Origin of the sequence: Xanthomonas sp. WHRI 8393 (genome assembly GCF_040203315.1) — a bacterium.
Classification (GTDB): domain Bacteria; phylum Pseudomonadota; class Gammaproteobacteria; order Xanthomonadales; family Xanthomonadaceae; genus Xanthomonas; species Xanthomonas arboricola.
Map to the genome: position 1 here is coordinate 1025741 of NZ_JBEGGL010000002.1, position 26419 is coordinate 1052159.

Annotated in this window: 19 protein-coding genes and 2 pseudogenes; 6 read left to right on the forward strand and 15 right to left on the reverse strand. The window is 66.4% G+C overall.

All coding sequences use genetic code 11. The annotated features are described in order from the left end of the window. Positions 1-128: 128 nt before the first annotated feature. The 8 genes and pseudogenes from ABQ137_RS10440 to ABQ137_RS10475 all read right to left on the reverse strand — a co-directional run. Positions 129-2273, reverse strand: a pseudogene (locus ABQ137_RS10440) (methyl-accepting chemotaxis protein); the annotation flags it as partial. Positions 2274-2513: 240 nt separating this feature from the next. Further along, positions 2514-4523 (reverse strand): chemotaxis protein CheA, encoded by a 2010-nt coding sequence (locus tag ABQ137_RS10445; protein ID WP_349782316.1) that lies wholly within the window; start codon positions 4521-4523, stop codon positions 2514-2516. A gap of 33 nt (positions 4524-4556) precedes the next feature. After that, entirely contained in the window at positions 4557-4922 is a 366-nt protein-coding gene (locus ABQ137_RS10450; protein WP_002806565.1) for a response regulator, read from the reverse strand. After that, positions 4919-5227, reverse strand: a complete 309-nt coding sequence (locus ABQ137_RS10455) for an STAS domain-containing protein (RefSeq protein ID WP_039521431.1) — start codon at positions 5225-5227, stop codon at positions 4919-4921. The genes ABQ137_RS10450 and ABQ137_RS10455 overlap by 4 nt, the downstream gene beginning before the upstream one ends. Positions 5228-5330: 103 nt before the next feature. Next, positions 5331-6587, reverse strand: a complete 1257-nt coding sequence (locus ABQ137_RS10460; protein WP_349782318.1) for a chemotaxis protein CheW — start codon at positions 6585-6587, stop codon at positions 5331-5333. Continuing rightward, positions 6584-7366, reverse strand: a complete 783-nt coding sequence (locus ABQ137_RS10465) for a ParA family protein (RefSeq protein ID WP_024937682.1) — start codon at positions 7364-7366, stop codon at positions 6584-6586. The genes ABQ137_RS10460 and ABQ137_RS10465 overlap by 4 nt, the downstream gene beginning before the upstream one ends. Before the next feature lies 1 nt (position 7367). Then, on the reverse strand, positions 7368-8342 hold the full coding sequence (gene motD, locus ABQ137_RS10470; RefSeq protein WP_349782320.1) for a flagellar motor protein MotD: 975 nt from the start codon (positions 8340-8342) through the stop codon (positions 7368-7370). 7 nt (positions 8343-8349) lie between these two features. Then, a complete protein-coding gene (locus ABQ137_RS10475) occupies positions 8350-9090 on the reverse strand; it encodes a flagellar motor protein (protein WP_026064871.1) in 741 nt (246 codons plus the stop codon). A 212-nt stretch (positions 9091-9302) separates the two neighbouring features. Between ABQ137_RS10475 and ABQ137_RS10480 the strand changes: the two genes are divergently transcribed. The 3 genes from ABQ137_RS10480 (at position 9303) to ABQ137_RS10490 (ending at position 14246) form a co-directional block, all read left to right on the forward strand. Beyond that, positions 9303-9641, forward strand: coding sequence for a hypothetical protein (locus tag ABQ137_RS10480; RefSeq protein ID WP_349782322.1), 339 nt, complete (start codon positions 9303-9305; stop codon positions 9639-9641). A 92-nt stretch (positions 9642-9733) separates the two neighbouring features. Further along, complete coding sequence (locus tag ABQ137_RS10485) at positions 9734-12889, forward strand: TonB-dependent receptor (RefSeq protein ID WP_349782324.1); 3156 nt, start codon at positions 9734-9736, stop codon at positions 12887-12889. 445 nt (positions 12890-13334) lie between these two features. After that, a complete protein-coding gene (locus ABQ137_RS10490; RefSeq protein WP_349782326.1) occupies positions 13335-14246 on the forward strand; it encodes a CPBP family intramembrane glutamic endopeptidase in 912 nt (303 codons plus the stop codon). 362 nt (positions 14247-14608) lie between these two features. Here ABQ137_RS10490 and ABQ137_RS10495 read toward each other — a convergent pair whose 3' ends face one another. After that, positions 14609-18385 (reverse strand): hypothetical protein, encoded by a 3777-nt coding sequence (locus ABQ137_RS10495; RefSeq protein ID WP_349782328.1) that lies wholly within the window; start codon positions 18383-18385, stop codon positions 14609-14611. A gap of 450 nt (positions 18386-18835) precedes the next feature. On the opposite strand from ABQ137_RS10495, the gene ABQ137_RS10500 reads away from it, so the two are divergent. Beyond that, positions 18836-19141 carry a hypothetical protein gene (locus tag ABQ137_RS10500; RefSeq protein WP_349782366.1) on the forward strand — a complete coding sequence of 102 codons (306 nt, stop codon included), beginning with the start codon at positions 18836-18838 and terminating at the stop codon, positions 19139-19141. After that, complete coding sequence (locus tag ABQ137_RS10505; RefSeq protein WP_349782330.1) at positions 19138-19554, forward strand: SymE family type I addiction module toxin; 417 nt, start codon at positions 19138-19140, stop codon at positions 19552-19554. Before ABQ137_RS10500 ends, ABQ137_RS10505 begins: the two co-directional genes overlap by 4 nt. 303 nt (positions 19555-19857) lie before the next feature. Here ABQ137_RS10505 and ABQ137_RS10510 read toward each other — a convergent pair whose 3' ends face one another. From ABQ137_RS10510 to flhF, 6 genes are read right to left on the reverse strand one after another with little or no spacing between them, the layout of a single operon-like run. Continuing rightward, positions 19858-21510, reverse strand: coding sequence for a chemotaxis protein CheA (locus tag ABQ137_RS10510; RefSeq protein WP_016904945.1), 1653 nt, complete (start codon positions 21508-21510; stop codon positions 19858-19860). Between the two features lie 2 nt (positions 21511-21512). Continuing rightward, positions 21513-22139, reverse strand: coding sequence for a protein phosphatase CheZ (locus ABQ137_RS10515; RefSeq protein ID WP_016904946.1), 627 nt, complete (start codon positions 22137-22139; stop codon positions 21513-21515). Then, positions 22139-22531 carry a chemotaxis response regulator CheY gene (gene cheY, locus ABQ137_RS10520; RefSeq protein ID WP_002813536.1) on the reverse strand — a complete coding sequence of 131 codons (393 nt, stop codon included), beginning with the start codon at positions 22529-22531 and terminating at the stop codon, positions 22139-22141. The genes ABQ137_RS10515 and cheY overlap by 1 nt, the downstream gene beginning before the upstream one ends. Before the next feature lie 35 nt (positions 22532-22566). Beyond that, the gene (locus tag ABQ137_RS10525; protein WP_024937674.1) at positions 22567-23334 is read right to left on the reverse strand and encodes an RNA polymerase sigma factor FliA; all 768 of its coding nucleotides are present in this window, start codon (positions 23332-23334) and stop codon (positions 22567-22569) included. Beyond that, the gene (locus ABQ137_RS10530) at positions 23331-24215 is read right to left on the reverse strand and encodes a MinD/ParA family protein (protein ID WP_010374294.1); all 885 of its coding nucleotides are present in this window, start codon (positions 24213-24215) and stop codon (positions 23331-23333) included. Before ABQ137_RS10530 ends, ABQ137_RS10525 begins: the two co-directional genes overlap by 4 nt. Beyond that, positions 24202-25884 (reverse strand): flagellar biosynthesis GTPase FlhF, encoded by a 1683-nt coding sequence (gene flhF, locus ABQ137_RS10535; protein WP_349782333.1) that lies wholly within the window; start codon positions 25882-25884, stop codon positions 24202-24204. The genes ABQ137_RS10530 and flhF overlap by 14 nt, the downstream gene beginning before the upstream one ends. 421 nt (positions 25885-26305) lie before the next feature. Between flhF and ABQ137_RS10540 the strand changes: the two are divergent. Beyond that, a pseudogene (locus ABQ137_RS10540) lies at positions 26306-26419 on the forward strand (bile acid:sodium symporter); the annotation flags it as partial.

Below are 26419 nucleotides of genomic sequence, written 5' to 3' on the forward strand. Positions count from 1 at the left end.
GGATCGGGGCGTTGCGGGTGTCGATATAGAGGTGCCAGACCCGACAGCGCGGTTGCTTGTTCCCGCGCACGACAGTGGCGTGCAGCCCCGGGGAGGGGACGAGGGCAGCCTCGTTTGGCTTAAACCACGGCCAGATGCCGCGGGGCGGATTGGCGGCTTGCCGGCGACAGCGCAGCATGCGGCTGGATCTTGAAGATCGCCACCGCATCGGACAGCTGGCCAGCCTGTGCTTCCATCGTACGCGCAGCGGCGGTGGCTTCCTCCACCAGTGCCGCGTTCTGCTGGGTGGCCTCGTCCATCTGGGTCACGGTCAGGTTGACCTGTTCGATGCCGGCCGACTGCTCCTGCGAGGCGGCGGAGATTTCGCCCATGATGTCGGTCACGCGCTGCACCGAAGACACGATGTCGGCCATGGTCTTGCCGGCCTGATCCACCAAGGCCGAGCCCTGCGCCACCTTGCCGACCGAATCGTCGATCAGCTGTTTGATTTCCTTGGCCGCACCGGCCGAGCGCTGCGCCAGCGTGCGTACTTCCGAGGCGACCACGGCGAACCCGCGCCCCTGTTCGCCGGCACGCGCCGCCTCCACCGCCGCGTTCAAGGCCAGGATATTGGTCTGGAAGGCGATACCGTCGATGACGCTGATGATGTCGGCGATCTTCTTGGAAGACACCTCGATCCCGGACATGGTGGTGACCACCTGTGCGACCACGCTGCCGCCTTGCGAGGCCACTGCGGCGGCGCCGATCGCCAGCTGGTTGGCCTGGCGCGCATGCTCGGCGTTCTGCCGCACGGTGGAGGTGAGCTCTTCCATCGAGGCGGCGGTTTCTTCCAGGTTGGCCGCCTGCTGCTCGGTGCGCTGCGACAGGTCCTGGTTGCCGGCGGCGATGTCGCTGGCGGCCGAATTGATCGAGCCGGCGGCCTGCTGGATGCGCCCGACGATGCTGGCCAGTTGCTCGGTGGTGGCGTTGGCATCGTCGCGCATCTGCGCGAAGACGCCGTTGAACTGGCCGTGCATGCGTGCGGTCAGGTCGCCGGCGGCAATCGCCTGCAACAGCGTCGACAGGGAGCGCAAGTTGGCATCGGCGGTGGCCATCAGCTGATTGAGGCTGTCCACCATCGCGTGGAAATCGTACTGGAAACGCTGCGCATCGCCGCGCACGCTGAAGTCGCCGTTGGCAGCGGCCTGTGCGAGCAGCCTGATCTCGCTGTTCATCGCCGACAGGTTGTGCTTGACCGTATCCATGGTCTGACTGAGCACGGCTTTTTCGCCGGGCAGGCGGTCCATGTCCTGGCTCAGATCGCCGACTGCATAGCGCGACATGATCTGCGCCAGCTTCATCTTCACCGCGATATGCGAGCCGACCAGACTGTTGGTGTCGTGCACCATGGTGCCGTAATCGCCCGGAAATGCGCTTTGATCCATGCGGTAGCTGATCTCGCCGGCCTCGTGGCGTTGCGCCATTTCCGATTGCGCCGCCAACACTGCCTGCAGTTGTCGCTGCATGTCCTGCATGCTGCGCAGCAGCTGGCCCGCTTCGTCGCGGCTGTCGACATGGATGGCGTTATCCAGCTTGCCTTGGGCGATGGCGCCGGCCACCCGCGTGGCGCGACCGAGCGGCCCGGCGATGCTGCGGGCGATGAACCAGCCTGCGGACGCGGCCAGCAGCACCGCCAGCGTCATCGCTGCGAGCATGATGCGCACCGAGGTTTGATACGCCGCTTCGGCCATGGCGATTTCGGCATTCATCTGCGCGGTATTGAACTTGGTCAGCTCCACCAGCTTGGCGAACAGATCGCGACGTGCGGGGCGCGACTGCTCGTCGGACACGGTGTTGGCGGTGACCAGGTCGCCGGCACGCACGGCTGCGCCAAGCGCCGCGTTGGCCTTGTAGTAGTCGGCGAGCTTCTGCTTGACCGCCTCGTACAGCTCGGCCTCCTTGCCCGGCTGCGTGGTCCTGGCATACGCAGTCTGCGCGATCTCGACCTCGCTGCGGGCCTTGTCCATGCGCTCGAAGTAGTTCTGCACCGCCTTCGGATCGTCTGCGTGCGCAAGTTGCGCGAGCTCGTAGGTGCGGAATTCGCCAAGCAGCGCGCGCATTTCGCTGAGCTGTTGCACCGCCGGTGCCCAGGTATAGCCGATCTCGCGCAGCAGATGCGCACTGGATTGCATGCGTGTCAGCGCGAATACGCCAAGGCTGAGCGTGATCAGGACGGTAATGGAAAAGGCAACGGCGAGCTTGCGGGCAACGGCGAGATTGCGGAACCAGTTCATCGAAGTCATCTCGTGCGTACAGAGATCAATGGGCAGCGTTGGCGTCTGCAAGCGGGCAGACGCGCCAGGACGGTCGCTGAGTCGGACATGGCCGCGGGCCAGGACACCCCGCGGGTCGTGCCATGCCGCGCGGGTTCGGCGCTGCCGGCGGGCCCCAGACCGCCGGAAACATCACACCATGGTGTTGGATGTGTTGCAGGTGTTGCGATGCGGCGTCCGTGCCGCAGTTGTTGTACTGACTCAGGCGGCCTGCGGCACGCGCAGCGAGCGCACCAGCCCACCGATGTCCACGATCAGCGAGACCCGGCCATCGCCCAGGATGGTGGCGCCGGACACGCCCGGGATACGGCGGTAGTTGTTCTCGATGTTCTTGACCACCACCTGTTGCTGGCCGAGCAGTTCGTCCACTTCCAGCGCGATCTTCTGGCCATCGCCTTCGACCACCACCACCAGCGGTTCCTGCGAGGACTGCTGCCCGCCGAAGCCGTAGTAATCGGTGAGCGACAGGATCGGCAGGTATTCGCCGCGCACCCGTAGCACCCGGCCGTCGCCGGCCATCGAGCGGATGTCTTCCGGTGCCGGCTGCAGGGCTTCGAGCACATAGGCCAGCGGCAGGATCAGGGTTTCGCCGGCCACCGAGACGGTCATGCCGTCGAGGATGGCCAGGGTCAGCGGCAGACGGATCAGCACGCGGGTACCGCTGCCAGCATTGCTTTCCAGCTGCACTTCGCCACCCAGGCCCTGGATATTGCGGCGGACCACGTCCATGCCGACGCCACGGCCGGACAGGTCGGTGACGGCATCGGCAGTGGAGAAGCCCGGTGCGAAGATCAGATCCCACACCTGCGCATCGGTCGGGTTGTCCGGCACGGCGATGCCGCGTTCGGCCGCTTTTTCCAGGATCTTGGCGCGATTGAGGCCACGGCCGTCGTCGCTGACTTCGATCACGATATGGCCACCCTGATGCGAGGCCGCCAGGGTAATCGTGCCGGTCTCGTCCTTGCCGGAGGCGCGACGCGTATCGGGCATTTCCAGACCGTGGTCGATCGAGTTGCGCACCAGGTGCACCAACGGATCGGCAATCTTTTCGATCAGGCCCTTGTCCAACTCGGTGCCTTCGCCGATGGTGCGCAGGCGCACCTGCTTGCCGAGGCGGCTGGAGAGGTCGCGGACCAGGCGCGGGAAGCGGCGGAACACCGCATCCACCGGCAGCATGCGCACGCCGATGACCGCTTCCTGCAGATCGCGGGTATTGCGTTCGAGCAGATCCAGGCCGGCGAACAGCTGTTCGGCATGCGCCGGATCCAGGCCGGTGGAGACCTGCTTGAGCATGGCCTGGGTGATGACCAGCTCGCCGACCAGATTGATCAATGCATCGACCTTGTCGACGCTGACGCGGATCGAGGTTTCTGCTTCGGCAGCGGCGGCCTTGGCCGGCGTGGCAGCAGCAGCGGCCGCAGGTTCGGCAGCGGCGGCAGGTGCCGCAGCGACGGCGACCGGCGCCGCGACAGTGGCTTCGACGGCCAGGCTCGGCGGCGGGCCGGGCACCGCCATCGGGCGGATGTCCAGCTCGCAATCGTCCACCACCCAGGCGAAGGTGTCTTCGATCTTGCTGCGCGGAATCTTGCCGATCAGGCCCAGATCCCAGGCCAGGTAGGCTTCCAGCGGGTCGATGTTCTCAAAGCCCGGCATGCGCTCCAGGCGTGCGGCAATCTGCAGCGGGCCCAGGTGCTCGAGCTCGCGGATGATGCGCAGCGGGTCGTTGCCGCTCATGAACAGCGACGGCGCCGGGGTGAAACCGATATGCCAGGCTTCGGGTTCTTCTTCCTTCGGCTTGGCGACCGCCGCAGCGGTCGGCGCTTCGCCGGCCAGCACGGCGTTCAACCGGGTATGCACGGCCTTGACCGCGGCCGGGTCGGCCGGGGTGCCGTGTTCGGCTTCGCGCAGCAGGGCGCGCAGCACGTCGACCGAGCCGAGCATGGCATCGACCGCATTGGGTTCGAGCTGGCGCTTGTTGGAGCGCAGCTCGTCCAGCAGCGTCTCCAGCACGTGGGTCAGGCCGGCGACGGCTTCGAAACCGAAGGTGGCCGCGCCGCCCTTGATCGAGTGCGCGGCGCGGAACACCGAGTTGATGATTTCCGGGTCGCGGTTGCCCTCTTCAAGGGACAACAGCCCGGCCTCCATCGCGTCCAGCCCTTCGCGGCTTTCCTCGAAAAAGGTGGCGTGGAAACGTTGCAGGTCCATGCTCATGGGCGTGAGATCCGATGGTGAAGCGAGTAAGGATTAACCCAGAACTTTCTGGACGGTGGCGATCAGCTGTTCCGGATTGAACGGCTTGACCAGCCAGCCGGTGGCACCGGCGGCCTTGCCTTCGGACTTCTTGTCGGCCGCCGACTCGGTGGTGAGCATCAGCATCGGGGTGAACTTGTAGTCCGGCAGCTGGCGCAGCTCGCGGATCAGCGAGATGCCGTCCATGTTGGGCATGTTCACGTCGGTCACCACCGCATTGAAGCGTTGGCCCTTCGCGCGGCCCAGCGCAACGGCGCCGTCCTCGGCTTCTTCGACGGCAAAGCCGGCAGAGGTGAGGGCGAAAGAGACCATCTGGCGCATTGACGCCGAATCGTCCACCACCAAGATACGTGCGCTCATGCGGCGTTCTCCACAGATTTCAGGTTGTCATTGGATGCGGAAAGTCCGAGCGCGTCGGTGACGCCGAGCAGACGGGCCGCATCTCTAAAAGTGTCGTTGCAGCCATCGAATTCGGTATGCAAGCCCGCCTGGCGGCGCGTCTGCACAAAGGCGCAGAGCAACTGCACGCTGGCGGTATGGATGCGCCGGACGTCGCCGGCATTGAGCACCAGGTCGCCGTCCTGGGTCAGGAACGCGGCAAGCTTCTGCTTGAGGTCGGCGCTGGTCTCGATGCCGAGATCCTCACCCAATGTCACTGTGCTCATTGTTGCTCCGAACGGATGGTTCTATGCGTACTAACGGCGGGGGGCGGGAAAGCTTTAACGCTGAATCGTTGCGCGTGCAGGTGCGCGTCAGCTGCGCGCTGGATCAATGCAGCAGATGGCTGGCATCGAGCAGGATCATCGGCTGATGGCCCAGCCGCGCGACGCCGCGGAACAGGTTGTTGGAAATGCGGCACAGGCGGGCGTTGTCCGGCGGCTCGATCTGCTGATCGGTCAGGCTGGTCACATCCTCCACCGCCGACACGCGCAGGCCCATGGTTTCGCCATTTTCTTCGAGCACCACCACACGCGTCTGCAGATCCATGTCGATCGGTGCCGAGCCCAGATGCATGCCCAGGTCGATCACCGGCACCACCTGGCCACGCAGGTTCATGATGCCGAGCATTGCGCTGGCGGTGCCGCGCAACGGCAGCAGCGGCACCGGCAGCACCACTTCCTGCACCTTGAGCAATTCCAGCGCGTAGGTCTGCTCGCCGCAGCGCAGGCGCAGCCAGCGCGTACTGCGTTCGCTGGCGCGCCGCTCGGCCTGGATGTGCTCGGCCTGGCCGGGAGCCAGCAGCGCCTGCAGGCCTTGCGGATAGATCGGCGACGGCGGTGCGCGGTGCGGTGCCGGTGCAGGGCGCGGCGGTGCCGGAGCGGGTGCCGGCGGGGCGGGTGCGGCATCGGCGAAGGCGGGGTCGGCATCCATCTCCGACAACAGATCGGCCGCCAGCAGGTCCGCGCCGGCGGCAGCGGTGGCAAACGCCGGGTCGGCGTCCATTTCGGCCATCAGGTCGGCAGTGCTCATGAACGGGCTGGGCGCAGCGGCGGCAAAGGCCGGGTCGGCATCCGTTTCGGCCAGGAAATCGGCAGCGATATCCGCGGCGCTGGGCGCGGCGACCACCGGCGGCCCGAAAGCCGGGTCGGCATCCATTTCGGCCAGGAAATCGGCGGCGATATCCGCGGCGCTGGGCGCGGCGACCACCGGCGGCCCGAAGGCCGGGTCGGCATCCATTTCGGCCAGGAAGTCTGCAGCGATGTCCGCGGCGCTGGGCGCAGCAGCCACCGGCGCCCCGAAGGCCGGGTCGGCATCCATTTCTGCGAGGAAGTCTGCAGCGATCGCGTCGGCGCTCGCCACCGCGGCAACCGCGTGGGCGGTAGCCGCTTCCGACACGGCGGCCGCTTCGGGAGCCGTGGCAGCCTGCACCGGCGGCTCGGCCAGCGCAACGTCTGCGTCCGCAGGCGCCGGAGCCTCGCTGGCAGCAGGGGCGGCAGCGGTGGCAGCGGGGATCTCGACGCCGGCATCGTGCAACAGGCCTTCCAGATAATCGTCCAGCTCACCGTTGGCGGTGTGGTTGCTCATGCAGCTTGCTCCATACGCATCGCGTCATCGGCCAGCACCCATTCCAGCGCGCGGCGATAGGCGGACAGGCCGCGGCCCTGGTAGTCGCCGCCGGTGGCGGGAACGGTCAGTGCGGCGGCATTGCAGATTCGGGTATCCACCGGCACCGCGTCTTCCCAGACGACGGCGCCGTAGGTGTCCTGCATCTCCTTGAGTGTCTCGGTGCCGGCGCGGGTGCGACGGTCGAACAGGGTCGGCAGGATCGACACCGGCAGCGCGCGGCGACGCGAGCGCTGCACCATGTCGGCAGTCCGCACCATGCTGGCCAGGCCATGCAGCGCCAGCGGCTCGGCCTGGGTGGGCACCACCACGCGGTCGCAGGCGGCCAGGGCGTTGATCATCAGCAGGCCGAGCGTGGGCGGGCAGTCGAGCAGGATGTAGTCGTGCTGGCCGGCGTGCCGGGTCATCGCGTTCTGCAGCGCCAGGCCCAGGCCGGGCTGGTTGGCGCTGCGGCGTTCCAGCGTGGCCAGTGCGGCTTGTGCGCACACGTAGGACAGGCCGGGGATGGCGCTTTCATGGGCCAGGCTGGCCAGGTCGCTCGGCGGGGTGCCGAACAGGTCCAGCACACCGCGCGGCGGCGGGTCGATCGCCACACCGAACGCGCGGGTGAGGGAGGAGTGCGGATCGAGGTCGATCAACAATACCCGGTGGCCGAGCGCGGCCAGGCCGCGACCCAATGCCAGCGTCGTGGTGGTCTTGCCGACGCCGCCCTTTTGGTTGGCGATTGCCCAGATACGCATCTCACTGCACTCCTTGAATTACGGCGGGGACGGAACTTGTGCCGCTTTCGGTGGTGACGGCCGTTTGGCCGCCGTCAGACTTGGGAAGCTTGGGCGCCCCGGCGGCGGTCGCATGCATCTGCGATGGCGGATCGGGTGCGAGTGAGCCAGCCGAGTCAGCGAGGATGATCAACACCACACGCCGGTTCGCATTCCGTCCCGCCTCAGTGCTGTTATCGGCACGTGCGCGGAATTCTCCATAGCCCACCATCGCCAATCGTTGCGGGGCCACGCCGTCGTCGGCAAACAGGTGCACCACGCTGGCGGCGCGCGCGGCCGACAGCTCCCAGTTGGAGGGGAACTGTGCGGTGGCGATCGGCTGGTTGTCGGTATACCCCTCCACGCGCACGCCATTGGGCGCATCGCGCAGCACCGCGGCCAGCGCCGACAGGGTGCCGCGGGCGCTGCCGGCCAGCGAGGCCGAGCCGGTGCCGAACAGGATGTCGCTGTTGATCTCCACCTCGATCCACAGGTCGTTGCGGCGGATGGTGATGAGTTTCTGCTCGATCAGCGGCGCCAGCGTCTTGCTCAGCTGCTGGGCCACCGCGTCCATCTGCCGCTGCGCGCGCGCCAGCTGCGCCTGGTTGCGCAGCGACACCGGCATGCGCATCTGCGCGGCCATCGACGGCAGCAGGGTGGGGTCGGTCGGCCCGCTGGAGGCGGCCATCGGGGCGCCGGCCTTGATCACCGAGGGGCGGTCGTAATCGGCGCCCAGGGTCTGGGGCTTGCCGATCTGCACCGGGCTGGCGGCAGTGGACGAGCCGCCGAAAGCGGTGGTCAGCGCCTGCGCCATGACCTTGTACTTGCCCTCGTTGAGCGAGGAGATTGCGTACATCACAACGAAGAACGCCAGCAGCAGCGTCATCAGGTCGGCATACGGGATCGCCCACGCTTCGTGGTTGCCATGGTCTTCGTGATGTTTGCGACGGCGGGCCATGACGGGACTAATGCAAGTATCCGGCCAATTTCGACTCGATGTTGCGCGGGTTCTCGCCCTGGGCGATCGCGATCAGGCCTTCGATCGCCATTTCGCGCTCGTTGGTGCTGCAGTGGATGACGCTCTTGAGCTTGGCGGCGACCGGCAGGAACAGCAGATTGGCCGAGGCGATGCCGTAGATGGTGGCGGTGAACGCCGCGGCGATGCCATGGCCGAGCATGGCCGGGTCGGCCAGGTTCTTCATCACCGCCATCAGCCCCAGCACCGCGCCGATGATGCCCAGCGTGGGCGCATAGATGCCCATGCCTTCGAACACCTTGGCCGCGGCAAGATCCTGACGCTCCTGGTTGTCCATTTCGATCTCGAGCATGTGCCGCATGGATTCGGGCTCCACGCCATCGACCAGCATCTGCAGGCCCTTGCGCAGGAACGCGTCGTCCTGGCGCGGGAGCTGGTCTTCCAGGCCCAGCAGGCCCTGGCGGCGGGCGATGTTGCTCCATTCGACGATGCGCGCCAGCAACTGCGGGCGGTCGCTGGCCGGCGGCTGGATCACCCAGCGCAGGATCTTGAAGGCGCGCCGGAAAACTGCCGGCGAGGTGTGCAGCAGGATCGCCGCCACGGTGCCGACGATCACGATCACGAAGGCAGCCGGCGACCACAGCGACGAAATGCCGGCGCCTTTCAACACGCTGCCGCCCACGATCGCCACGATCGCGAGCACCAGTCCGATGATGCTGAGTCTGTCCATGGAAGCGATATCGGCGCGAGCCCGGCGGACTTGATAGACGCACTCGGTCGATGCGCCAGAAAGTTGTCGTTTTGCGGCATGGGCCGCTTCCACGCTGGCGGCGATGCAGGGTTGACAGGTCATCGGCGCATGCGCTTCCGACCAAGGCGTGTCATCAATGCCGCAGCAGGCCCCGCCGTCCTTGCGCGTGTACGCAGGCAACAAGCGCGCGCATGTTCGGTGTGGCGATCGCGTTGGCGATGGCCGCCAAGCGGCGTGTGGCAGGCGATGCCCTCACGTCGATCCAGTCTCTTGCTGAGCTCGGTTTCAAACAAGGTGTGTGCTGGCGCGTCGGCAAACCGCTTGCGTCCGGTTGCGGGCAAGGATGCATTGCTTGCAGCGATCACGCTGCTGCAGCCGGCAACGCGGCAGGCCGTGCCATGCCGCGTGCAAGCGTGGCGGGCCGGCCGGCCATCGTGGATGCCCTGCAATGCCGCGGGCCTGTTGCGGGGCAGAATGCGCTGCCGCATGGGCTGTGCTACTTAGCTTTCCACGGTATTAGAACGATCTAATTGCATCTGCGTGGAAGCGGACGCAAGAGGAGGGGGGGCGCAACGGCGCCGGATATTTTTGTGTCACTTCGCGCAGCGTTCTTGGCGGATCGTTGGATCGACAGGAATCGGCCGAAGCCAATCACTATTGGGAGAGCATGATCGAAATGAACTGCATGCCATTCGCACGCAACCGCAGCACGCTGTCCGCCGGTATCGCCATCGTCTTGTTCGCGAGCGCCGCCTCTACCACCGCTGCCGCCCAGCAGGCCGATGCCACGCCGGCGCCCACCGGCCAGGCCGAAGTGCAGGCCACGGACCTGGATGCGGTGACGGTGACCGGCTACCGCTACGCGATCGAAAAAAGTCTGGAGCAGAAGCGCAACGCCAACGCCGTGGTCGATGTGATCACCGCCGAGGACGTGGGCAAGTTCCCCGACAAGAACGTGGCCGATGCGCTGCAGCGCGTGCCCGGCGTGGTCATCAGCCGCGACGGCGGCGAAGGCAAGAACGTCAGTGTGCGCGGCCTGTCCTCGGAGCTGGTGCTGACCGAATTGAACGGCAACTACATCGCCACCGCCGAATCCAACGGCGACCCGACGCGCTCGTTCAACTACACGCTGCTGCCGTCGAACCTGTTGGGCAGCGCGGAGCTGTACAAGACCCCGGAAGCACGCATCGACGAAGGCGGCATCGGCGGCACGGTGATCCTGCAGACGCGGCGCCCGCTGGAACTGGAGCCACATTCCGGCTTCGTCTCGGCCGAGGGCACCTGGTCGGATACCAGCAAGAAGACCGACGGCCAGTTCTCCGGTTCGTACTCGTGGCACGACAAGGACAACCGCTTCGGTGTCTTCGTGGGCTACACGCAGCAGAAGCGCACCGCTCGCACGCTCAATGCCAGTACCGAGAGCTGGCAGTGGTACGGCCGCGACGAAGTCGGCCCGGCGGTCGACGTGAATGGAAAACCGTCGGACTTCAACGCCAACTGGTGGGGCGGTACCGGTTTCTGGGACCAGAACAGCAATTACTACACCGGTTTCATGATGCCGACGGCGGTCAGCCTGGACGCCAAACGCGAGGAGCGCGAGCGCAAGGGTGGGCAACTGACCTTGCAGTTCAAGCCGACCGACGACCTGACGCTGACCGCGAACTACTTCCGCTTCGACCTGTCGCAGGACTCGCAGACCAATACCATCAAGATTCCCGAGTGGAACATTGCCCGCTATAACGGCGACGGCAACTGGCGCGGCGGCCGTCTGCTCGACGGGCTGCAGTTCGATCCCAGCGGCACCATCGTCACTGGCGCCGCCTACAGCCTGCGTCCGGGCAAGACCTATTATTGCAGCGAGGCGCAGGCCGCCGCGGCCGGCCTGCCGCCGGGCGGCTGGGGCTCGGACGATTGCACCGTGCCGACGCCGCAGATCACCGGCAGCTACAACATCGAGAAATCGCAGTCGCAGACGGTGGACCTGGGCGGCGAATGGCGTGGCGAGCAGGTGGACGTGGCGTTCAAGGTCGGCCGCACCTGGGCCAAGGGCGGGCCGGAGCTGCAGTTCTCCCTGCCGATCAAGCCGCGCCTGCAGAACGCCGACGGCAGCTGGACCAACGGCAACTTCGCCAGCGCCTGGGACCTGACCGGCACGCCGTCCATGACATTCTCGCCGCAGCTGATGCAGAACCTGCGCGACGGCATCCTGCAGGTCGACCTGGGCTCGACCGGCTCGTCCTGGACCCGTAACACCAATCAGCAGCAGTACGCGCAGATCGATACCACCTGGCATTTCGATGGTGAGGTCGTCGACTCGCTGCAGTTTGGCCTCAAGCGTCGCGACGGCGGCATCCACCGCAGTACCGGCAACAACTACTGGGTGTGCCCGGGCACCGATCCGGGCGACTACGACAACCGCTACTGGAACGGGCGCTGCAATGCCATCGCCACCCAGTTCTCGCCGGGCCTGCTGTTCGCGCAGGACAACCTGGCCGGTGGCGTCAACGCCAGCGCGTTCCCGGCGATCAACTTCCCGGGCTACATCGGCTACTTGAACCAGACCTACGGCGCGATGCAGACCCGCAGCGAAGACAACTTCGTCTACAACGTCGACGAGGAGATCTATTCCACCTACCTGCAACTCAACTTCCACACCGAGCGGCTGCGTGGCAACGTCGGCGTGCGGGTGGCGCGCACCGGCCAGCGTGCCGATTCCACCGACAAGGTGACCGCCTACAACGACTACTTCTTCGATAGCGCCGACGGCAATCCGCTGGCCTGCCAGCAGGGCGCCGCCATGCCCAGCGGCGCCCCGGCCGACACCTATTGCGGGACCGAAGGCTACTGGCGTTTGTCCGACAGCGTGCAACGCACCGAGTCGTTCGTGGTCAGCGGGCTGGACCGCAACTACACCGACGTGCTGCCGAGTTTCAACCTGGCCTACGACTTGACCGAGAACCTGCTGCTGCGCGCGGCAGCCGCCAAGGTGATCGCACGTCCCAGCTACAACGACATCGCCGCGCCTGGCAGCCTGGAGTTTTACAGTCCCGAGTACGTGGCCGACCGGCGCCTGACCGGCGGTGCCAGCGAGCAGGGTTGGTACGGCTCGGGCAGCAACAAGAACCTGGAGCCGTACAAGGCCAACCAGTTCGACCTGGGGCTGGAATGGTATTTCCAGCCGGGCTCGGTGGCGGGTGTGGGACTGTTCCGCAAGAACGTGGAGAACTTTGCGGTCGACGTCATCAGCGACGTCAACATGATGGTCGACGGGCAACCGGTCACCGTGCAGAACTACAGCACCCAGGCCGGCGGCCAGGATGCGGTCTCGCAGGGTGTGGAGCTCTATGCGCAGCACACGTTGCCATTCGGTCTTGGTGTGCAGTTCAACTACACCTACAACGATGCCAGCAAGGCGGCGGTGCGGCTGGAGGATGGCACCGAGGCCGGCAAGACCTCCATGCCGGGCAGCGCCAGGAACCAGACCAACCTCACCGTGTTCTACGAGACCGACAGCCTGCTGCTGCGCGCCTCGTACAACCGTCGCGGCGAGCTGGTGCAAGGCCTGGTCAACGGGTTGAACGTCTTTGAGGAGTCGTACTACCAGATCGATCTGAACGCGGCGTACAACATCACCCCGGCGCTCAGCCTCACCGCCTCGGTGCTGAACCTGACCAAGCAGGAGTCCCGCTCGCACCTGGGCGAGGACACCCGCGCCCGCTTCTATACCGGCGGCTACGCAGGCCGGCTGGCGTACCTCGGGCTGACCTACAAGTTCTAGGTCCAGCGTGTCGCGCCCATGCCTGCCGCGTGGCGGTATGGGCGCAATGGTTTGGCGACGGCCGGACTGCAGTGTTCGCTGTCCGCGACGACATCGTCGCGTGTGCGCGGTCGTTCACCGCGGGATCTCATCGCATGAGGTCTTTGCTGGTGCGAATGCTCTCCCTGTCCCCGGTGCCGTCGCTGGCCACGCCGACGCTGGCTGCCGCACCGCGGTCAAACCGTCGCGCGATGCGGCGATCTAGTCGGGCCTTGCTGAAAAGAAGTGGACCTGGGCCCGTTATTTCGACCCATTATTTCGACACCACGGGCGACGACGCAGCGCCATTTCGTCGGCGATCCGGGTGATTCATCTGCGGCTTCTGTGGCTTGGTCGCAAGCGGATTGCCACGCCCCCGCGCGGATGGCAACTTGCAGCGGCGATCACGTCGACCTGGAGCCCCCGCATGACCCCCGTTGCCCTGTATTCGCCCGATCCAGCCCGCGGCTGGCTGCCCTGGGCCTGGGTGACGCCGATCCTGATGATCCTGTTCAACGCGGCACCAACGATCGCGCTGGACGGGTGGATGCAGTCGCAGCATTGGTCGACGCCGCACGGCGACCCGATCGGCCTCGCTGGCTTGTATGCGCTGTTGTGGATCGGCTTCGCGCCGACGCTGGCGGCCGTGCTCGTCTGGGTACGCTTCGTCGAAGGGCGCTCGCTGGCGAGTATCGGGCTGACCGGTCCGGCGCCGCTGAAAACCTTCCTTCGCGGACTGGCCGTTGGATTCGGCACGGTCGCGCTGGTCGTAGTCGCGATCTGGATGGCTGGCGGCATGCAGGCGGCGGGCTTGGGGCAGGCCTGGCGGTCGCCCGTCAGTCTGCTGCACATCAGTCTGCTGCTATTGAGTTTCATGTTCCAGGCGAGCGTGGAGGAAGTCATCTTCCGCGGCTGGATGCTGTCGGTGGTCGCGCGCATGACCAATGTCGCGGTGGCAGTGCTGCTGGTGTCGCTCGTTTTCTGCTTCCTGCATTTCAGTCCGCACCAGCCGCCCCGGGTCATGCTCGGCACGTTCCTGTTCTCGCTATTCGCCTGCGCCTGGGCGCTGCGGACCGGCAATATCTGGGGCGTGATGGGCTGGCACGCGGGGTGGAACTGGTTGCTCGCGACCGGCTTCGAACTGCCCGTCACCGGCATCGATGCGCACTTGCCGGCGCTGCTGGTGGCGCTACGCCCGCAAGGCCTCGACGCTCTGACCGGTGGCGCGCAAGGGCCGGAAGGCAGTTACCTGTGCAGCGTCTTCTTCGTCGCCGCGATCGCGTGGATCCAGTGGCGAAAGACGCGCGGAGCCCAGAACTTCTCGCCGACCAGCAGGTAACGCCACTGCCCGGGCGGCATCGCCCAGTCCGGGCCCTTGCCGATCGGATGCTGGTTCGCGCCGTACCGGCGACGACCACGCAATGGAGCGTCTGCTAGCGCTCGGTGGGCCGATCGACGCTCCGCTACGGGGCTTCTCGGTAGGGTAGGGGAACTGCTATCCAATATTAGAATTAGGGATGTTTATCGGGGATAGGGCAGCTCCCGACCCAAAGCAGCCGTTCGGCAGCGGTGTGCCAAAACCGGCCATTCGCCCAGCGCGAAGCCGTGGGGCAGAAATGCAAAGGGCGGCGGGTCCGGCCTAAGACTCTGAGATAGCCGCGATCGGCGTCAGAGCCCCGCTGAGGATGCTCGGATCAGCAGCTATTCGAAACTCTGCTCGCCTTCCCGATCGCGCTTGCTCTCACGTTCGATCCAGCGTTCCAGTTCGGGCAGCATGTCGGTGACCCATTGCCGAACCTCGCCTCCGACATTGTCACCCAGCGTTGTGATAGCTGCGCGACGCCGAACCAGGATATCGGCGAGCGAGCCACTCCAGCTGCGCGGATGCAGCCGTGACCAGATATCACCGAGAAACGCCCGCTTGTCTCGCGCGTGGCCCAATATTTCCAGGAAAAGCGTGGAGACACCATTCTCCTCTTCGCCCTGCCGCCGCTTGAACATGGGAATGCTTTTGCCAAGCAGCGGATAGCGCCGATCCGGATCGATATTCGCCCACTGAACAAGGGTTTCGGCGCCGACATCTTCCACCGGCGTGCCAGACCCGAAGTCCCCCTCAAACAGTACCCGATTCCTCGGCCGGAGCTCAGGAAGCAGGAATTCGTCGAGAGCGATGAGGGGATGCGTTTCGAAGAGCGCCTTCAAGACATAACCAAGATCGTAGGACGAGATATAGACGGTCTCCAGCCCGACCCGGACCCGCGCGCAGATCTCGCGCAGCGTCGCCGCACCATCAGGTCCGGCGCAGCAGACCCGAATGACGGTATGCAGCCCAAAATCGCGAGGCGACTGCTTCTTCCCGAAGTCGGCGCGCAGCAGCAGCTCACGGCCGACGGCAATCAAGGATGGAGCGCGTTGTTGGCCCTCCTCCCGAACGCGGTAGAAGTGCATGTGAAGGATATCGAGCGCGATCTCCACGCCGTCGGCGAGACTGGCGATGTCCGTGAGCAGCGGCCCAAGCGCGTCGGGTGGAGACTCGCCGACGCTGCCATTGGCGATGCTGTGAAAAGTCCGCGCCGAAAGGACGCCATGTTCAATCGCACGCCGAAGCCGCGCAATGCCCTGGGTATCGATAGCAACACGCGCCTGAAGATAGGGCAAGCTCGCGGCGAGATCGGGATTCTCGATCACATCCTCCAGCGCGGCGTCGGCGAAGGCCAAATCCCTGGCGTTTGCGCCATGGATGAACCCGCCCAGCACCGTCGCATTCCGGCTGTCCACATCGGCGGCAGAGAAGAGGCCCAGCAGTTCCCGCCACATCGCATCAAGATCGGCGGCGCCATCCGACAGGCCGATGCCGCACTCGTAGGCGCGCTGCGGATGTTGTTCGACGAGCAGTTCGGCGATGAAGGTAGCGCGCGTCTCCGGGTCGTGCGCGAGCGCGGTTCCGATCTCTTTCGCGAGCTGGGAGGCGCGCTCATACGGCTTCATGACATCGCCGTCGTCGGCATCACCGTCAGCGACATCCCAACCGAAACTGCTGCGCCCCAGTACCACCGCACGGGCCTGATGGAGAAGATCGGTGGGTTTCAGGCGGTCGATGAGCGCGGTGAGACGCGCGCGCACCTCATCAGGCATAGCGTCGCCCTCGAAACGCAGCGCTGTGCGGAAGCCGATCCACCCCTCGATCCAGGGCCGCTCGGAAGAGAAGTGGGTCGCTGCCCGTTCGAGCGCATCGTGACAGGGGCCGAAATGCCACAGCTCCCTTATGCTATGGGCAAGGTGGTCCCGGGCGTTTTCGATGATTGGCGAAAGCTCGACCGCCAAGTCGACCGCGCCGTTGTACCAGGCCCAGATGTCGCCATAGGTCGGCGGGTGCCAGCCATAGTCGCGTGACCGGGCGCCGAAGTCGAAGTCGCTGGATGAACTGAAATGGTGCGCCTTCAGCAGCGCATTGAGGGCGACGCCGGCGCAGCGCATCAAAGCCGGATCACCAGATTGCGCGAACCGGCGCACAAGCGATCGTCGCTGGTCCGGCAAAGCCTTGGTGCCGGACAGGTGCAGGTGAAACAGCTCGGCGAACATGTCCGATGCCGAGTTGTTGTGGTGATTGGGCGGTTCGGCGGAAAGGAACCGGGCAAGCAATGTCGCCGCGCGGTCGAATAGCGGTGGATCGTAAGCGAGGAGCTTGATCAACCGTATCCACTGCCATCGATCGCTCGACTGCGGATCGAGTATCTCGGCGCCTCGCGGCCCGGCCACGTCTCGCTCGATCTTTGCGAGCACGGCATCGGGCGCGACCGGAGCGATATTCGTGATGATCTGGAGGCCGTCTTCGCCCAACGCCGTGAGATCGCCAAGAAGACCGTCGGCACCAAGCCAGCGCTCGACCGCGGCCCGTGCCTCGGCGCTGTCGTGCAGATAGCCGAGGCGGCGCGAAAGGGACTTCTGCATCCGCGCCGTGAGCGACGTGCAGAAGCGATCGAAATCGGCCGGGGGCATGCGTTCGAGGGCGAACCCGGCGAGCGGGTTGGCGATCGCGTGCGGCAGGATCGCGCGCCACCGTCCGCGCAGCTGCGCGATCCCGCGCTGACGAAGCGTGTTCAGCGCCGCATATATCGTCGCCACGGAAGCGCCGCGAATAGCAGCAACCCGCGCAAGTTCGCCGCTTTCCGACGTGTCTTCGCCATCGATCGAATAGAGCAGCGCAAGGTCTTCGGCGGCGGAAAGGAGATCCCGGTCGGGCTCGTTGCGCTGGTGAAAAATCCGCTCGAAGAGGTCACGGCTCTTGAGCTTTCCCAGGGTCTCGCCTTTCCCGAGGGTTTCGGCGAGGCCGCGCGCCACGCGGAAATTGCCGTCGCTGAACTCCGATATCGTGCGCCGGTCCACCTGCGTCACATTGGAAAAGATCTTTTCCAGCCACAGTTCCACCATTTCGGGCGATGCTGATTGCAGGCGAAAGACCTCGGTACGCTCGGGCTCATCGTCGCGAACATCATATTCGACCGTGAGGAGGCTGACTTGGCTCCCCGCTTCCGAACAGATGCGGGCAAGTTCGCTGTGCGTCGCCGGATTGCAGTTATCGACGATCAGGATCGCACGCTGCCGTGCGATAACTAGCTGGCGCGCCATGTCCCGGGCGATCGGGTCAGTCTCGACCGAATAGTCGGTATAAACGGCAAGCCCCGGGTCCAGCGGCGCCTCCCCGACACCATCCTCGAACAGTGCCTGCACGAGACGAGTCTTTCCGAGACCGGACAAGCCGATCAACCGGATACATTGGCGAGCTTTGGTCAGAGAGACGCGAAGACGGGCGATACCCTCGCCGATGGTGAGTTGCTCGCGGTCGCTCGTTCGCTCATCAGTTAGGCAAGCCTTGTCATTGAAGAGATAGGGCGTCTCCTCGCTCACGCCGACGCCGCACCAATCGCCGATGCTGCTCCAGCCCGACATACCGATGCCGAGCCGCATGCGGACCCAGGTGGCAATCCCGGGATAGTGATTGACCCATGTAGCCAGCCGGTCGCGATCGTAGAAGTCGCTATGCAACTGCCCGGCCTCAGGCAGACCGTCTAGCTGCGCCCGTATCGCATCGCGACGATCGCTCAGCGGCTTGTCTGCGACCGACCCTTGCGCGCTGACGATGATGTAGGCGCCCGAGCGAGCGGCGAGTTCGGCGATGACCGGCCGTAGTACGCCGCCAGGACGCATCTCATTGCGGATTGCGCTCGCCGGCATGTCGGGCTTCTTCACCTGAAACCCTGTGTGCTGGCTCGGCACGAAATCCGGCATCAGCAGTGCGGACGGGCACTCGACCCGGACATCAAGCCCGCCATCGGCCGCATCCTGATTGCCGCCAGCGGTCACCGACGAACTGGGGCAACCCTGCGCCCGCAATTCTGCCAAAGCGAGACGAGCGACGAGTGTCCGCAGATCGGCGTCATTGAGGTCGGCGACTTGTGCGCCAGTAATTTCGAACATCGTTCTTCCCCCCTCTCATCAAGTATAGGAGAGCATGCGGGAGAACAAGGAGCGGTCAAGCGATAGTTGGTCCGCCACGGCCGCGACGAACTGCCAGTTGTTCCATCGCCACGCATGATGCCTGCGACTGGCTTGCTGAGCTGGCGCTCCAGCGCCGGTGGCCACGGCACGAGCGCGAACTCGCACGATCCGGTGGAGAGGCTGTTGGGTGCCATCAGCGTGTATTGACACGCCGGACCGTGCACTTGCAATCTAATCCCAAGGAGCGTCGAAACTCCTCACGTAGCGGTACCCACCTCCGTCAAACCGGTGGGTTTTTTGTGCCTGCATCCTGCAGGTACAAGCCGATGCAATGCCTGCGTCGGGAGGGCGGCTAATACAACACCCGCAAGGGGAATATGCCCGCCGGCTACGTGCGGTTTCGAACCTCCCGACATCCCGTCGCCGTTGGTGGCGGTTCTTGGGTTGTTCCAGGAGGGCGTTGTCATGTCTACCGCATCATCCATGCCGGCATCTGTGCCGGTTGATCTGTTGCCAGCTTCCGCTCACCGCCTGCGGTGGGATGTGGTCGAGGTGCTGCGCCGGCTCGCCGCACGCGCAGCTGTTGAGCAGGCGAGCGAGCATCCTGCGCATCCGCTGAGTCGCCAGCTCGGCGCGTTGCCGCAAACCTTGCGCAGCCGGTTCGCACGCAGTGCCGTGGCGCTGCAGCAGTGCGCGGCCGCATCCATCACCCGCCACCAGCCGGAGGCGTCATGACACGCCGCCGCCCACCCACGACATCTGCCAGCGCACGGCCCACCCGCAAGCGTACGCGCCCCGCGACGCCCAACCGGGTGCAGTGGGTCGTTGTGGAACCCGACCGCACCAAGCTGCCACCGATGCTGCCCCCCGACCCGGACGCCTCCCCGCAAGGCCCCGGCACGCTGCGCGCACCCCGCCGCGCCCGCCGCCCGCGCCAATGCACCGTCAGCTACACCCATTACCCCGGCGCCCACGACCACGCCGGCGACCAGCACGTGCCCCACGTCCGCCTCAGCGGCCTATGGCTGGAACAACTGGGCTTTGCCATCGGCACCAAGCTGCGCATCACCGCCAGCGAAGGGCAGCTGCTGATGGAGGTGTTGCCGCCGGTGGAGGTGCCGGCCAAGGCGCGCAGCGTGCGGCGATGATGCTGCGTCTGCCAGACGCCTTGCGATTGACCTCGGTGCCGGATGCCACTAGCGTCGCAGCCACACCAGCGCACAACGGGAAATAACGGTTCCAGGTTCACTTCCACGGCAGCCTGGCCGTCGCTAAACCATCGCGCCCATGCCTGCGCGCGTAGCGGCATAGATCGGCAGCCATGCTGGTAGTGACACGACAACGGCCGCAGTACGCGGCCGTTGTCGTTAGATCAGGCAACCAGGATCGTCTTCCCGATTCCCGATTCCCGATTCCCGATTCCCGATTCTCCCAATCCCGAATCCCCAACCTCAATGATCGCTGGAACGCAGCCCATCCACATCCAGGATCAGCGCCATGCGGCCGTCGCCGATCAGGGTGGCGCCGGCGTAGCCGGGCAGGCCGCGCAGGGCACGGGGCAGGGGCTTGATCACCACTTCCTCGCGGCCGCGGACCTGGTCCACCACCAGGCCGAAGCGGGTTTCGCCGGCCTGCAGCAGCACCACCGTCAATAGCGGCGGCTGTTCGGCAGGCACGCCCAGCCAGCGGCGCAGGTCGATCAGCGGCAGGGTATGCGAGCGGCGGTCCAGCACGGCGCGGCCGTCGAACCAGCCCAGCGAGGTCTGCGGGGCGTGCAGCACTTCGACCACGCGCGCCAGCGGCAAGGCGTAGACGGCTTCGCCGGCCTGCACCAGCAGGGTCGGCAGGATCGCCAGGGTCAGCGGCACGCGGATCATGAAGCGGCTGCCGCGGCCCAGTTCGGACTGGATCTGGATCTGTCCGCTGAGTTCGCGGATGCGCGATTGCACCACGTCCATGCCCACGCCGCGGCCGGAGATGTCGGTGACCTCGGCCTTGGTCGAAAAGCCCGGCATGAAGATCAGATGCAGGCACTCGTCGGTGCTCAGGCGGGCGGCGGCTTCGGCATCGATCAGACCCTTGTTGCGGGCGATCTCGCGCAGGCGTTCGGGGTCGATGCCGGCGCCGTCATCCTGGATCTCGATGCTGACGTAGTCGCCTTCCTGCTGCGCGGACAGGCGCACATGGCCGCTGCGCGGCTTGCCGGTGGCTTCGCGCAGGGCCGGGGATTCGATGCCGTGGTCGATCGCGTTGCGCACCAGGTGCACCAGCGGATCGGCCAGGGCCTCGACCAGGTTGCGGTCCAGTTCCGTCTCGGCGCCGATCAGTTCCAGTTCCACTTCCTTGGACAGCGTGCGCGCGACATCGCGGGCCACCTTGGGAAAGCGCGCGAACACCTTGCTCACCGGTTGCATGCGGGTGCGCATCACCGCGGTCTGCAGACGCGCGGTGGCGATGTCCAGCGTGCTGACCGCGCGGTCGAGTTCTTCGTCGCGCAGGCGGGTGCGCAGGGTCTTGAGACGGTTGCGCGACAGCACCAGTTCGCCGATCAGGTTGACGATGGCGTCCAGGCGCTTGGTGTCCACGCGCACGGTCTGCTCGGCGTCGGCCGCCTTGGCCGCCGCCTTGGGCGCGGCCTTGGCGCCCGGCGCAGCAGCGCCGTGTGCGTCATCGTGTGCGGGTGCGGCGGCAGCGGCCTTGGGCGCGGCCTTGACCGCCGGCGGGCCGCTCTTGGCATCGAACTGCGCAATCAGCGAGGCCGGTGCATGCGGCACGGTTTCGCCCGAGCCCATCGCATCCAGCATGGCCTGCAGATAATCCAGCGACTGCTGCGCGGCATCGAAGTGATGCGCCTGCAACACCGCCTGGCCGGAGCGCGCCATGCCCAGGGTTTCCTCGGCGGCGTGGCAGAGCTCGACCATCGGCTTGATCGCCAGGAAGCCGGCGCCGCCCTTGAGCGTGTGGAAGCCGCGGAATACCGCGTTGAGCTGGTCGGCTTCGTCCGGTGCCTGTTCCAGCGACACCAGCTGTTCGCCGAGGCGATCCAGGATTTCCTGGGCCTCGACAATGAAATCGGCAGCAATATCGTCTGGAACAGCACTCATGGTTACAGCCCCAATCCGGACAGCAGGTCGTCGGCGTCGTCCTGCGACACCGCGTGACGGTCCAGGCCCTTGACTGCAGGACCGGCAAGACCGCCGTCGTCTTTCTTCGGCTCGGGATTCTTCGGCGGCAGGCCGAGTGCACCGAAGCCCTCGTGCACGCGCCGCACGATCCCGGCCACGCGACGGATGATCTGGCCGCTCAGGTCCTGGTAGCTCTGCGCCAGCGACAGCTCGGTCAGGTTATGGCGCATCTTGTCCATCAGCGCGCCCTGGTCCTGGTTCAGGCCACCGTCGCGCAGCTGGTTGGCCAGCTCGCGGCATTCCTCGACCAGATCCAGCGTGCGATGGCTGGCCTTCTCGGTCATTTCCACCACGTGGTCCAGGCGCGAGCAGGCATCGTCCAGTTCGCCGGCTTCCTCGGGCACGGTGGGCAGCTCGCCCAGCGCCTGCCCGAGTTCGCGCGCGAGCCGGCTCAGGCTCTGCATCATCGGGCGCGTGCGCAGCGCGGCGAGGTGGTCCACCTCGCGCCGCCAGGCGACCTGGTCACCGCTTTCCAGTGCATCGAGCGCGTGCTGCAGGCGCTCGATCAGGGCGGCACGTTCGGCATCGGCTTCCACGGTGGCGTTCATCAGGCGGTCGCCGCCAGACGTTCGAACACCTTGCCCAGCTTCTCTTCCAGCGTCTGTGCGGTGAACGGCTTGATGATGTAGCCGTTCACGCCGCACTGGGCCGCTTCGATGATCTGCTCGCGCTTGGCTTCGGCGGTCACCATCATCACCGGCAGGTGCTTGAGCTTGGCGTCGGCGCGGATGTTGCGCAGCAGGTCGATGCCGGTCATGCCGGGCATGTTCCAGTCGGTGACCACGAAATCGAACGGGCCGGCCCGCAACGCCGCCAATGCGCTGTTGCCGTCTTCGGCCTCTGCGGTATTGGTGAAGCCCAGATCGCCCAACAGATTCTTGACGATACGTCGCATCGTCGAGAAGTCGTCCACGATCAAAATCCGCATGTTCTTGTTCACATCAAGCTCCTAACACTAAAAAATGCGCGAAAAAATCATTCGTCAATTTCGACACCGGCATCGGCCAGTTCGAAGACCTTGAGGCGGCCGCGCAGACGCACCACCGCCTGGCCATGGATCTGGCAGACGCGCGATTCGCTGACACCGAGCACGGCGCCGATTTCTTTCAGGTTCAATTCCTGTTCGTAGTACAGCGACAGCACCAGCTGCTCGCGCTCGGGCAACTGGCCGATGGCCTTGCCCAGCTCGCGGCCGAATTCGCCACGCTCCATCATCTGCTGCGGATTGGGGCCGCCCTTGGCGGTGGTGTCCAGCTCGCCGTGATCCTCGATCCGCGACTCCAGGCTCAGCACCTGGCCGCGGGCGGCATCTTCCATCAGACGCAGGTAGTCGGGCAGCGGCATCTCCATCGCGGCGGCCACTTCGGTGGCGGCGGCGGCGCGGCCGGTGTGCTGTTCGATCTTGCGCACGGCGGCGGCAGCGTCGCGTGCGCGGCGGTGCACCGAGCGCGGCACCCAGTCGCCCCGCCGGATTTCGTCGATCATCGAGCCGCGGATGCGGATCGAGGCATAGGTCTCGAACGAGGCGCCCTGTTCGGAGTCGTAACTGCGCGAGGCTTCGATCAGGCCGATCATGCCGGCCTGGATCAGATCGTCCACTTCCACGCTCGCCGGCAGGCGCGCGGCCAGATGGTGGGCGATACGGCGCACCAGGTCGGCGTGCTGGGTGACGATATCGTTGGCGTTGTTGCGCTGCACGGCGCGGTACTGCGCGCTGGCCGTGGTTGCGGTAGCGGTGCTCATGCGGCCACTCCCCGTTGGATGATGCGTTCGACGAAGAACTCGACATTGCCGCGCGGCACGGTGGGGGCCTGCCAGCGCGAGGTACGGCGAGCGATTTCTGCAATGGCCTGCGCCGACGGACTGGCGGGGTAGGCCTTGATGACCGGCTGCTGGCGCTGCACCGACAGGCGCAACCAGTCGTCCTGCGGCACGTGGCCGAGGTAGTTCAGCGACACGTCGCCGAGGAATTTTTCGCAGACCCGCGACAGCTTGTCGTACAGCAGGCGGCCCTCGTTGGGGTCGCGCACCATGTTGGCGATGATCTGCAGGCGGTCCACGCCGCGTTCGCGCGAGAGCACCTTGATCAGCGCGTAGGCATCGGTGATCGAGGCCGGCTCGTCGCAGACCACCACCACGGTGTCCTGGGCGGCCTGGCAGAAGGTCAGCACGCTGTCGGTGATGCCGGCGGCGGTGTCGATGACCATCACGTCCAGGTCGCGCTCCAGCTCGGAGAACACGTTGACCAGGCCGATGTGCTGGGCCGGGGCCAGTTCGGCCATGTGGCGGCGACCGGAAGCCGCCGGGACCACCAGCACGCCGCCGGGGCCTTCGATGATCACTTCATCCAGCGTGCAGCGGCCGGCGATCAGGTCGGCCAGGGTGTACTTGGGCGACAGGCCCAGCACCACGTCCAGGTTGGCCAGGCCCAGGTCGGCATCCAGCAGCAGGGTGCGCTTGCCCATGTCGGCCAGCGCTACGGCCAGGTTGGCGGAGATGTTGGTTTTACCCACGCCGCCCTTGCCACCGGTCACGGCAATGGTGCGCACCGGGCCCAGGGGCTCGGGACGGGTCGCCGACAGGGGGAAGGCGTTGGTCAGCTTGGCGTATTCACGCGACTGCATGGTTGTGCTCCGGAGTACAGGGCTTATCGGCAGCGCGCCGCAAATCTTCAAGGCGAAGAACGAGACTGGCGGCATTGGCGCGGTGCAGGTCGTCGGGGACCCGCTGTCCGTCAGTCACCCAGGTGATGGGCATTTGGTGATCGACGACGACCGACAGCGCACTACCGAAGCGGCCGGTCTCGTCAAGTTTGGTCAGCACCACGCCCTGGGGCTTGGCGTGGGCGAAGCGGCGCACGACCTCGTCGAGGTCGGAAAAGTGCGCGTTGGCAGGCAGCACCAGCAGCGAGGTGACCTGGTGCGCGGCGCGCAGCCAGTTCAGCTGCGCGGCCAGGGCGCGGTCGCGCTGGCCCATGCCGGCGGTGTCGATCAGCACCAGCTTGTAGTCGCGCAGGCGCTCGAGCAGTTCCAGCAGGCTCTCGGCGCTGTCGGCCTCGTGCACGGCGATGCCGAGCTGACGGCCGTAGCTGTGCAACTGCTCGCGGCCGCCGACGCGCTGGGTGTCGGTGGTGACCAGGGCCACGTCGCGCGGGGCGTGCTGGGCGGCGAAGCGCTGGGCGAGCTTGGCGATGGTGGTGGTCTTGCCGGCGCCGGTCGGGCCGACCAGGGCGATCACGCCGCCGCGTTCCAGCGGGTCGACCGGGGCCACCGGCAGGCGCTTGGACAGCAGCCCCAGCATCAGCCCGCGGCCGCGGTGCAATTCGGTATCGGCCGGGATCTGCAGTGCCACGTCGCGGATCAGGCCGGCGTCGAAGCCGTAGTCGTCCATCAGCTCCAGAGCCTGCGCGCGCACCGGCGAGCCACGCAGGCGCTCGTCGGTGAGGCGGTTCATTTCGCGCTCGATCATCTGCCGCATCAGCGCCAGCTCGCCACGCAACTGCTTGAGTTCTTCATCGTTCTGCGGCGCCGGGGCGGCGGCGACCGGCACCGCGGCCAGCGCCGGCGGGGCAACCACCAGCGGCGGCAATGCGGCCGGCGGCAGGATCTGCGGCAGCGCGTCCAGGTCGAAGTCGGCGTCGTCGTCCAGCGCGTCTTCGTCCTGGTCGTAGCCGGCCTGCGCAGGCGCAGCGGCGGCGGCCATGATCGGGGTCGGCGCCTGCACCGGGGCGGCCTGCACGGCGGCACGCTGCACCGGCGCGGTGGTCAGGAAATCGGCGAACAGCTGTTCCGGCACGGCCGACAGCGCGTGTTCCTGGCGCGGCGCGGCGGTCACCGCAACGGCGTGGGCCAGGGCCTGGGCGGCGGGCGAGGGGACGGCGGCGCTACGCACCGGTGCCGGCACCTGCGGCTGGCGCGGCACGTTGACCGGCTGGCGCAGCGCCATCGCGGCGATCATGTCCTCGGCGGCACTGGCAACGCGCTGGCGCTGGCTCGTGCCGGCATCGGCGGCCGGCTTCAGCGGTGCGTGGACCGGCGCGGCGGCGACTTGCGGGACCGGTGCCTGCGGGGCCGGTGCCGACGGGATCGGCGCGGCGGCAACGGCCGGCGTCTCGGAGCGCGCGGTTTCCAGGGCGCGCTGCACGAGTTCCTCGTCGTAGTTGCTGGCAGCGACGATCTCGATGCCTTCGGCGGTGCGGCGATTGGACAGGATCACTGCGTCCGGGCCGTGTTCTTCACGCACCATGCGGAATGCGGTGCGCATGTCCGGGGCAACGAAGCGTTTGATTTTCATGCGAAGTGCCTCCAGGAACGGGACCCGCCGGACGCCGGACGGGTGCGCGATGAATGTGGGTGTGCTGCCAGCGTCATGAGTTGCCTGTCCCGTTCGGTTGTTCCAAGTGCTGCTCTCGCCCCGCAGCGGTGGCGCTGGCTGCGGTCTCGGCAGAGCTAATGCACGCGGCGTGCCAAAACGGGGTGCCGGGGTTCCGGCGCGGGGGCGCTGGTGTATCGGGACGGTGCGGGGCTGTGCGTGCGGCCGGGTCCGAGCGCTTTAAGTCAATGGCGTGATTGACTTTTTTCCAGGGCGGCGATGCGTTGGCGTCGTCGTGCGGGCGGATGCGCTGGCTGGTCGGAGGTCCAGTCTGAGGCGCTCGGAACGCCTGGAAACGGCCAGCGCCATGCAATCGATTGGAGATCCGGACCAGTGGCGGCTTTCCGGCGCTGTTTCCAGCCTGCTGGGGGTGTTTTTCACACCGTTGCTGATGGGCGCCCGGGTCGGCAGCCAGGGCGCGATGGCGCACCCGGCCGAGGCGATCGGCAAGATCCTG